Below are 8,271 nucleotides of genomic sequence, written 5' to 3' on the forward strand. Positions count from 1 at the left end.
CCGGCCCGGGCCGGGCGTCGGGGCGGCCGGCACCGTGTCAGTCCCCCGGCGGACCGTCCGCCGGCCGGCCCGCCGGCCGGTCCGCCAGCCGGTCCGCCAGCCAGTCCCGGGCGCGCCCGACGTACGCCCGCACCCAGGGCACCTCGCCCGCCAGCGTCTCGACGCCGTGCGGCGCGCCGGGCATCACGTCCAGCACCGTGTCGACCCCGGCCGCCCGCAGCCGTTCGGCGTAGGCGCAATCCTCCCGGTGGAAGAGGTCGGCGTCGCCGACGCCGATCCACGCCGGCGGCAGTCCCGCGAGGTCCCGGCGGCGGGCGGGCACCGCGTGACCCGGCGGGGCCGGTTCCGTGGCGCCGGGCTCCACGCCCAGGTAGGAGGCCCAGCCGGCCCGGTTGCTGCGGTTGTTCCACACCGGGTGGCGGATCCCGTCCAGGGCGCGGTCGGCGGCCGTGCGGTCGTCGAGCATCGGGCAGAACAGCCACTGGGCGGCCGGCTGCGGTCCGCCCTCGTCCCGCAGCCGCTGGGCGAGGGCCGCGGCGAGCCCGCCGCCCGCGCTCTGTCCGCCGACGGCGAGGCGGCCGGTGTCGACGCCCAGGTCACCGGCGTGCTCCAGCAGCCACTCCCACACCGCGCGGCAGTCGTCGAGCGGCACGGGGTAGGGGTGCTCGGGCGCGAGCCGGTACTCGGCGGACACCACGACCACGCCGAGCGCGGCGCACAGCCGTCCCGCCCACTGGTGGTCCTGCGCGGCCGAGCCGCTCACCAGCCCGCCGCCGTGGATCCACAGCAGCGCCGCGCCGGTCCTCGGGGTGCCCGGTGCGGGTACGTAGAGCCTCGACGGTCCGCCGGGCAGGTCACCCACGAGCCCCGACAGGACCCCCTCGGGAAGGCGCCCCTCCGGCAGCCGCGCCCGGACCGCCCGCCCGATCACGCGCCCGAGCGGTCCGGCGGGGATGCTCGGCAGGAACCGGATCCGGTGACGTATCGCGGGGTGCAGCTGATCAGGCCTCATGCCGGTCACCGTACGGCCGGCCCGGCCTCCTCCACAACGGTCCCGCTCGCGGCCACCGCCCACCGCCCGTCCCGCATCACCCACCGTCCCGGCATCTCGCGCTCTCCGTTGCGCGCCTCGACGGAACGGGGCCGCACCCGGATCCACACGTACTCCTTCGTGTCCTTCCGCGGGTCCCAGCCCGTCTTCTCCACGAAGGCGTCCGCCGCTGCCGCGGGCACCTCGGCGGAGGCGAGGCACTCGGCGTCACCGTCCACCAGGACCACGTCGAGCGTGTCGCCGAGGGCCAGCCGCACGCGGCGGCCGGTGCGGAGGTTGCGGGCGGTCGGTGTGGCGGGACGGGTGGCGAGCCAGAGGCACTCGTCGTGCCGGACGAACCAGAGCGGAACCAGGTACGGCGTCCCCCCGGCGTCCGCGGACGCCACCCACACGTCGGTCTCGCGCGCGAGCCGTGCGAGGACGTCACGCGTGCGCTGCTCCATGCCGCGGGGCGGCTCACCGTTCTTCATGCCCGGCACGCTAGCCGCCGGGCCGCGCCGGCCGCCCCCGCCCCGGGTCCCGGGCCGGCTCGGCCGACGGTCGTAGGACCCGGCCACCGGTCGCACGGAATGTCGCGTATCGGATAGATTGACCATCGACTTCCGCCCGGCGAAAGCGGTTGAGCATGACGTCACTGCAGCAGAAGCCCGAGACCCCGGCGGCCTTTGCCGACGAGCCGGCCGCGCTCCCGTCACCGGTCAACTCGCACAACGAGTGGGATCCGCTCGAGGAGATCGTCGTCGGCCGTCTCGACGGCGCGACCATCCCCTCCCGCCACCCGGTGGTCGCCTGCAACATCCCGCCCTGGGCGGCCCGCCTCCAGGGCCTGGCCGCCGGTGTCCGCTACCCGCGGGCACTGGTGGAGCGGGCGCGGGAGGAACTCGACGGGTTCGTCGCCCTGCTGGAATCGCTGGGCGTCACGGTCAGGCGTCCGGAGGCGGTCGAGCACCGGAAGCGCTTCGCCACCCCCGACTGGTCCTCGCGCGGCTTCTGCAACACCTGCCCGCGCGACAGCATGCTGGTGATCGGCGACGAGATCATCGAGACGCCGATGGCCTGGCCCAGCCGCTACTTCGAGACGCACGGCTACCGGCCGCTCCTCAAGGACTACTTCCGGCGCGGCGCCCGGTGGACGGCGGCCCCGCGCCCCCAGCTCACCGACGAGCTGTACGACAGGGAGTTCCGCATCCCGCGGCCCGGCGAGCCCATGCGCTACATCCTCACCGAGTTCGAGCCGGTCTTCGACGCCGCCGACTTCGTCCGCGCGGGGCGGGACCTGTTCGTGACCCGCAGCAACGTCACCAACCTCAGCGGCATCGAGTGGCTCCGCCGCCACCTCGGCCCCGGCTACCGGATCCACGAGATCGAGAGCCGGTGCCGCACCCCCATGCACATCGACACCACGTTCATGGTGCTGGCCCCCGGCAAGGCGCTGGTCAACCCCGAGTACATCGACGTCGGCCGGCTGCCGGACGTGCTGCGGTCCTGGGACATCCTGGTCGCGCCCGAGCCCGACCCGATCCGCGATCCGCTGCTCAGGCTCACCTCCCTGTGCGGCAGGTGGCTCAGCGTCAACGTCCTGATGCTGGACGAGAAACGGGTGATCGCGGAACGCCACCACACCGGCATGCTCCGCGCCCTGGAGCGGTGGGGCTTCGAGCCGGTCCCCTGCGACCTGCTGCACTACGCGCCGTTCGGCGGTTCGTTCCACTGCGCCACCCTCGACGTACGGCGCCGGGGCACGCTGCAGTCGTACTTCTGAGGCGGCCCGCGACGGGACGGCCCGCGACGGGAGGATCCGCGGCCGCGGCCCGGCGCGGGCGCCGGTGGGGGACGGCTCCGCGCCGTCCCGCCGGACCGGTCAGCAGCGGATCTCCACGACGCGCCCTTCCGCGTCCGTCTCGGGCTCCTCGGGCACCCGCGCCGCGGTCCCGAGCGCGATCCGGTGTGCCGACCAGGCGGTGACGGCGGCGTCCAGCACGTCGTCCGCGGGAACGCGGTCCGCCTCGCCGAGTTCGTCCGGGAGCACGACGCCGGCCTCGGCCAGCAGGGAGCGGCGCAGGTTCTGGCCGCGCCAGGTCTTCTTGGAGTGCGGCAGCGGCACTCCGCCCGCCAGGGCGCGGAAGGACACCTCGGGGTGCGCCTCGTGGATCCGCCCGTCGGCGATCCAGCACTCCCGTGCCTCGAGCAGCTTCGGTCTCAGCGCCCACGCCTGCCTGCTGAGCCGGCTGCCGGTGAGTTCCTGGCACCGGTCGGCGGCCGCCCGGTGGTCCTGCTCCTGCCAGGCCGTCCTCGGCGCCACGAGGAAGACGCTGCTGCGCCGCGGCCCGAGCAACGCCCGGGCCGCGAGGTCCGCCGCGCGCCAGCCCTTCTCGACCAGGCCCAACGGCATGTCCACGGCGACGGCGTCCGCCTCGGCGGCGCGCCCGATCAGCCTCTCGAGCCGGAGATCCACCAGGCTGCCCGCGTACGCCCCGTCCGTGAGCCTGATGCCGACCCATCCCTGCTTGCCGCAGGCGTCGACCCCGAGGACGTCCATGCCGTCCCTCCCCTTCCCGCCGGTGCCGCTCCCCGGCGCGCCTCGTGACACCCGGCCCCGCCGGGGCCCCGGCGGGGCCGGGCCCACCGCTCCCCCGCGGGTCCGCCCTCCGTGACGAGCGCGCCGCTCGCGGCGGCCTGGGCACGCGGGCGGCGCACGGCCTTCGGGGAAGGTACACCCTCCGCGGTCCGCGGAGCCGCGGCGCGATCGCGCGCGGGGACACCGTGACGGTCCGGTCCGGCGTGGTGCGCACGCGGCGCGCGCCCCGGCCGCGCGCGATAGTCCACACGGGGCTCCCGATCGTCCACGGCGTCCGCCCTAGCATCGACGACGAGCCGGCCGCGCGGCACCGGTGCCCACCGTCACGGAGTCCCCCTGCGTGACGGGGCGCACCCCTGGGTTCCACTCCAGATCCCCCCATCGAACGGAGAACCCCCATGCGCAGGACGAGCGCACGGTACAAGTCGGCGGGCGTCGCCGTCGCGGCGGCCACGGCGATGCTGCTGTCGGCGACGGCGGCGACGAGCAGCGGCGCGGCCGAGAACACCGGGAACACCGGGGGCGCCGCCGCGGCCGCCGCCGGCCCCGTCGGATTCGGCGCCGCCACGACGGGCGGAGCGGGCGGCACCACCGTGACCGTCTCCAGCACCTCGGCCTTCGTGGCCGCCGTGCAGAGCAGCGCGCCGACGATCGTCCGGGTCAGCGGGACCATTTCGCTGAGCTCGATGACGAAGGTGGCGTCGAACAAGACGATCGTCGGCGTCGGCACCGCCGGCCGGATCACCGGCTACGGCCTGAACATCAGCAACGTCTCCAACGTCATCGTGCAGAACCTGACGTTCACCGGGTCCCGCGACGACGCCATCAACGTGCAGTACTCGACGAACGTGTGGATCGACCACAACGACATCTCGGGTGCCAGGGACGGAGCGCTCGACATCAAGCGCGCCTCCGACAGGATCACCGTGTCGTGGAACCGCACCCACGACCAGGACAAGAACATGCTGCTCGGGCACGACGACGGCAACGGCGCCGAGGACATCGGCAAGCTGCGGGTGACGTACGTCCACAACTGGTTCGACGGCACCAACCAGCGCAACCCCCGGGTCCGCTTCGGCAACCCGGTGCACGTCCTGAACAACTACTTCAGCGACATCGGCTCCTACGGCGTCGCGTCCACCGAGAACGCCGGCGTGCTGGTCGAGGGCAACTACTTCGAGAACACCGACGACCCGTACCACCGCGGGGAGGGCGACTCCGGCGACGGTTCGCTCGTCGCCCGGAACAACCACTTCGTCAACTCCGGCAGCGGTGAGGCCGGCGGCAGCGTGGCGGGCATCCCGTACTCCTACTCCGCGGACAGCGCGTCGAGCGTCAAGTCGATCGTGACCGCCGGCGTCTCCCTCCCCGTCCTCCCCCGCGGCCCCGTGTCTTGTCCGGGTGCGCACCCGCCACTATCCTCCGGGGCCCGGCGGCCGGACGAGGCCCGGACCGCGCCCCCGGAGGGCACCCCGGACGGCATCCCGGACGACGAGCGAGGCGGCTCATGACGGAACCCGGACCCTTACGCACGCCGGCGGCACCGCGCCGTCCGACGCTGGCGCTGGTCACCGACAACATCCACCTGGGGGTGGGCGCCACCTTGTGGGCCGGGGCGGTGGCGGCGGCCGAGCGCGGTGACGCCGACCTGGTCGCCCTGCCCGGCGGCGCGCTGCGGCCCGGGTCCCCCCGCAACGCGCTGTACGACCTGATCTCCCCGGACCGGCTCGACGGCGTCGTCTGCTGGACCTCGACCCTCAACCTGCCCGCCGTCGGCGACCGCGCGCAGTGGCTGCTGCGGCGCCTGCGCCGGCTGCCCGTCGTCAGCCTCAACCAGGACCTGGACGGCCACGAGGCCCTGCTGCTCGACGGGTACGCGGGGATGCGCGAGGCCGTCGGCCACCTGGTCGGGGACCACGGGCGCCGCAGGCCCGCCTGCGTGCGCGGGCCGCTCACCAATCCCGTCTCCCTCGACCGCTACCGCGCGTACACCCACGCCCTCGCCCGGCACCGCATCCCGCTCGACCACGCCCTGGTGACCGAGGCCGCGGACTTCGGCGGCGGTGCGGGCGCGCGGGCGATGCGCGTGCTCCTCGACATCCGGCGCCTGCGGCCGGGGCGGGACTTCGACGCGGTGGTCGCGTGCAGCGACGTGCTCGCGGCGGACGCGCTGCGGTGCCTGACCGAGCGGGGCGTCCGGGTGCCGGAGGACGTGGCGGTGGTCGGTTTCAACGACTCCGTCGAGGCCCGGCTCGCCGACCCGCCGCTGACCTCGGTGTCGCTGCCGTTCACCGAGCTGGGGGCGCTCGCCGTGGAGACGCTGCTGGCCCGGCTGCGCGGCACCGTGCCGCCGGTGCGCACCGCCGTGCCGGGCACCCTCGTCACCCGCCGGTCCTGCGGCTGCCACTCGCCGCTGGTGGTGCAGGGGGCGGGGGACGACGCCTGCCCGAAGCCGCCGAAGGGCCCGTTCGCGGACTGCCCCGGCGGCGCGGCGGAACTCGACGCCGCGTTCCACGCCGACGTGTCGGCCGCCTCCGGGGAGCGGCCCCCGGGGGCCTTCCTGCCCCTGCTGGAGGCCGTCGTGGCCCGCGCGGTCCGGGACGCCGACGACGTGCGCGCCTGGGACGCTGCGCTGCTGCGGGCCCGGCGGCTGGCGCTCCCGCCGCTCCCGGACGACGCCCGTCCCCGGGGCGAGCGGCTGCTCGGGCAGGCGCGGCTGATGGTCGCCGACAAGTCCCGCAAGCTGCTGGAGTACGCCCGCTGGGCGGACGAGCAGGAGGCGCGGCGGCTGCGGGAGCTCGGCACCGCGCTGACGACGGCGCCGGACATCGACGCGCTCACCGGCGCCCTCGCCGACCGGCTGCCCGCCATGGGCGTGAGGGGCTGCCGGATCGTGCTGTACGACGACGGCGCCGGCGCGGGGGCGGTGCGGCCCGTGCCGACGCCGCAGGAGCGCGCGGCGGGGGCCGCCGGAGCGCCGGCCGGCGGGGAACCCGTCGCCGTGGCGGGCGCCCTGCGGTACGCGCCCGTGCCCCCGCCGGAGGAGGACCGGCGCTTCACCCTCGTCGCGGAACCCCTGCACGTCGGCGACGAGAGCCTCGGCTTCGCCCTGTTCGACGCCGGGTCGCGGCAGGGCGCGGCGACCCGTGGTGCCCTCTACCGGGCTCTGGGCGACCAGGTCAGCGCGGCCCTGAAGGGCATCCGGCTGCTGGACGAGGTGCAGCGCGCCCGCGACGCCGCCGAACGGGCCAGCCGTCTGAAGACGCGTCTGCTGGACAACGCGACGGACGAGCTGCGCACCCCGGTGGAGGAGATCCTCCGCCGCACCGGCACCGGCACCGGCACGTCCACGGGCCCGGACCGGGCGGATCACCGCCGGGCCGGGCACGGACGCCACGGGCCCGGACGGTCCGGCCACGCCCCGCACGAGCGCGACCGGGGCGAGCGCGACCGGGCGGACCTCCTGCGGACGGTCCACGCCGACGCGAGCCGCCTGCTCGGCCTCATCGACGACCTGCTCGACCTGTCCCGCTCCGAGATCGACTCCCTGGACCTCTCCCGGCAGCTCCTCGATCCCCGGCCGCTGCTGGCCGAGGCGTTCGCGGAGGTCGCCGGCGGGCGTCACGGCGCGTCACGGACCGCGGCCGGTCCGCCCCGCGGGGCCGCGCGGCCGGGGCCGGGACTGCCGGGGCTGAGACTTCCGCGGCGGCTGCCGGCGGTCTGCGCCGACCCGGCGCGGCTGCGGCAGATCCTGGTCGCCCTGCTGACCGCGGCGGCCGGTCCTCCGGGCGGCCCGGCCGGTGTCGCGCTGGCGGCGGAGGTGCGGCCGCCGGTGCTCCGCGTCCGCGTGCGGGGGCCCGGGCTCGCCGTGCCGCGGGAGGACGCGGAACGGCTGCTGGAGCCCTTCGCCTCCGCCGCCCCGGGCGCCCGGCCGGGCCCGGCCGTCGCGCGCCGGCTGGCCGTCCTGCACGGCGGCTCGGTGTCGCTGTACGACGCGCCCGGGGGCAGCGGGTTCCGGCTGGAACTGCCCTTGCCCACCCCCGCCGACACGCCGGGCCCGGTCCCCGGGCTCCCGGACGGACCGCCCCGGCGCACCCTGTACGTCGCCTCCTCGGCAGCCCTCGACGACACCGGCGCCGGCGAAACCGACGCGGCCGGCGCGGCCGAAGGCGCCGGGGTCCCGGAGCGTGGGGACCGGGCGGACCGCGGGGGCCACGCCCGCGACGCCGACGACGCCCGCGCGCCCGCCCCGGCGCCCGTTCCCGCCCTCGGTCCCCCGGAGGCCGCCGGCCTGGCCCGGCGGCACGGCTGGCGGATCCACCGGCCGCATCCCGACGACGACCTCGCGGCGCTCCCCGCCGCGCGGCCCCCGGCCGCCGTGGCGTGGGACACCGCCGACGTCCATCCGCACGCGTGGGCGTGCGTCCGGGCGCTGCACGACCATCCCGCGTGCCGCCGCACGCCGTTCCTGCTGTACGGGCACGTCACCGGGCGGGACCTGGACCGCGCCCTGGGCGCGCTGCGGCCGGCGGCCCTCGCCCGTCCGGTCGTCGTCGCCGACGGCAGCGCCGACGAGCGCCGCAGGCTGCGCCGGTTGCTGGCCGCGGCGCTGCCCGGCCGCGCGGTGCGGGGGGCCGCGGAC

The 8,271-nt window shown here is 76.5% G+C and carries 6 protein-coding genes; 3 read left to right on the plus strand and 3 right to left on the minus strand.

Annotated elements, in window-relative coordinates; genetic code table 11:
* Positions 1-37: 37 nt before the first annotated feature.
* Entirely contained in the window at positions 38-1,012 is a 975-nt protein-coding gene (locus tag A2U95_RS20820; RefSeq protein WP_166025556.1) for an alpha/beta hydrolase, read from the minus strand.
* 5 nt (positions 1,013-1,017) lie between these two features.
* Entirely contained in the window at positions 1,018-1,521 is a 504-nt protein-coding gene (locus A2U95_RS20825) for a pyridoxamine 5'-phosphate oxidase family protein (RefSeq protein WP_166025558.1), read from the minus strand.
* 155 nt (positions 1,522-1,676) lie between these two features.
* Here A2U95_RS20825 and A2U95_RS20830 point away from each other — a divergent pair, with 155 nt between their 5' ends.
* Positions 1,677-2,813, plus strand: coding sequence for an amidinotransferase (locus A2U95_RS20830; protein ID WP_166025559.1), 1,137 nt, complete (start codon positions 1,677-1,679; stop codon positions 2,811-2,813).
* A gap of 99 nt (positions 2,814-2,912) precedes the next feature.
* Here A2U95_RS20830 and A2U95_RS20835 read toward each other — a convergent pair whose 3' ends face one another.
* Complete coding sequence (locus tag A2U95_RS20835; protein ID WP_166025561.1) at positions 2,913-3,590, minus strand: DUF429 domain-containing protein; 678 nt, start codon at positions 3,588-3,590, stop codon at positions 2,913-2,915.
* 437 nt (positions 3,591-4,027) lie between these two features.
* Here A2U95_RS20835 and A2U95_RS20840 point away from each other — a divergent pair, with 437 nt between their 5' ends.
* Positions 4,028-5,140, plus strand: coding sequence for a pectate lyase family protein (locus A2U95_RS20840; RefSeq protein WP_166025562.1), 1,113 nt, complete (start codon positions 4,028-4,030; stop codon positions 5,138-5,140).
* Positions 5,137-8,271 (plus strand): substrate-binding domain-containing protein (locus tag A2U95_RS20845; RefSeq protein ID WP_166025564.1); only part of this gene is annotated, 3,135 nt, incomplete at its 3' end. The genes A2U95_RS20840 and A2U95_RS20845, both read left to right, overlap by 4 nt.

This window comes from Streptomyces chilikensis, from assembly GCF_001642695.1.
Classification (GTDB): Bacteria; Actinomycetota; Actinomycetes; order Streptomycetales; family Streptomycetaceae; genus Streptomyces; species Streptomyces chilikensis.

Excerpts from the sequence above, each read along its gene's own strand:
- A2U95_RS20825 (WP_166025558.1), bottom strand. The coding sequence starts at position 1,521 with ATGAAGAACGGTGAGCCGCCCCGCGGCATGGAGCAGCGCACGCGTGAC.
- A2U95_RS20835 (WP_166025561.1), bottom strand. The coding sequence starts at position 3,590 with ATGGACGTCCTCGGGGTCGACGCCTGCGGCAAGCAGGGATGGGTCGGC.
- A2U95_RS20820 (WP_166025556.1), bottom strand. The coding sequence starts at position 1,012 with ATGAGGCCTGATCAGCTGCACCCCGCGATACGTCACCGGATCCGGTTC.
- A2U95_RS20830 (WP_166025559.1), top strand. The coding sequence starts at position 1,677 with ATGACGTCACTGCAGCAGAAGCCCGAGACCCCGGCGGCCTTTGCCGAC.
- A2U95_RS20840 (WP_166025562.1), top strand. The coding sequence starts at position 4,028 with ATGCGCAGGACGAGCGCACGGTACAAGTCGGCGGGCGTCGCCGTCGCG.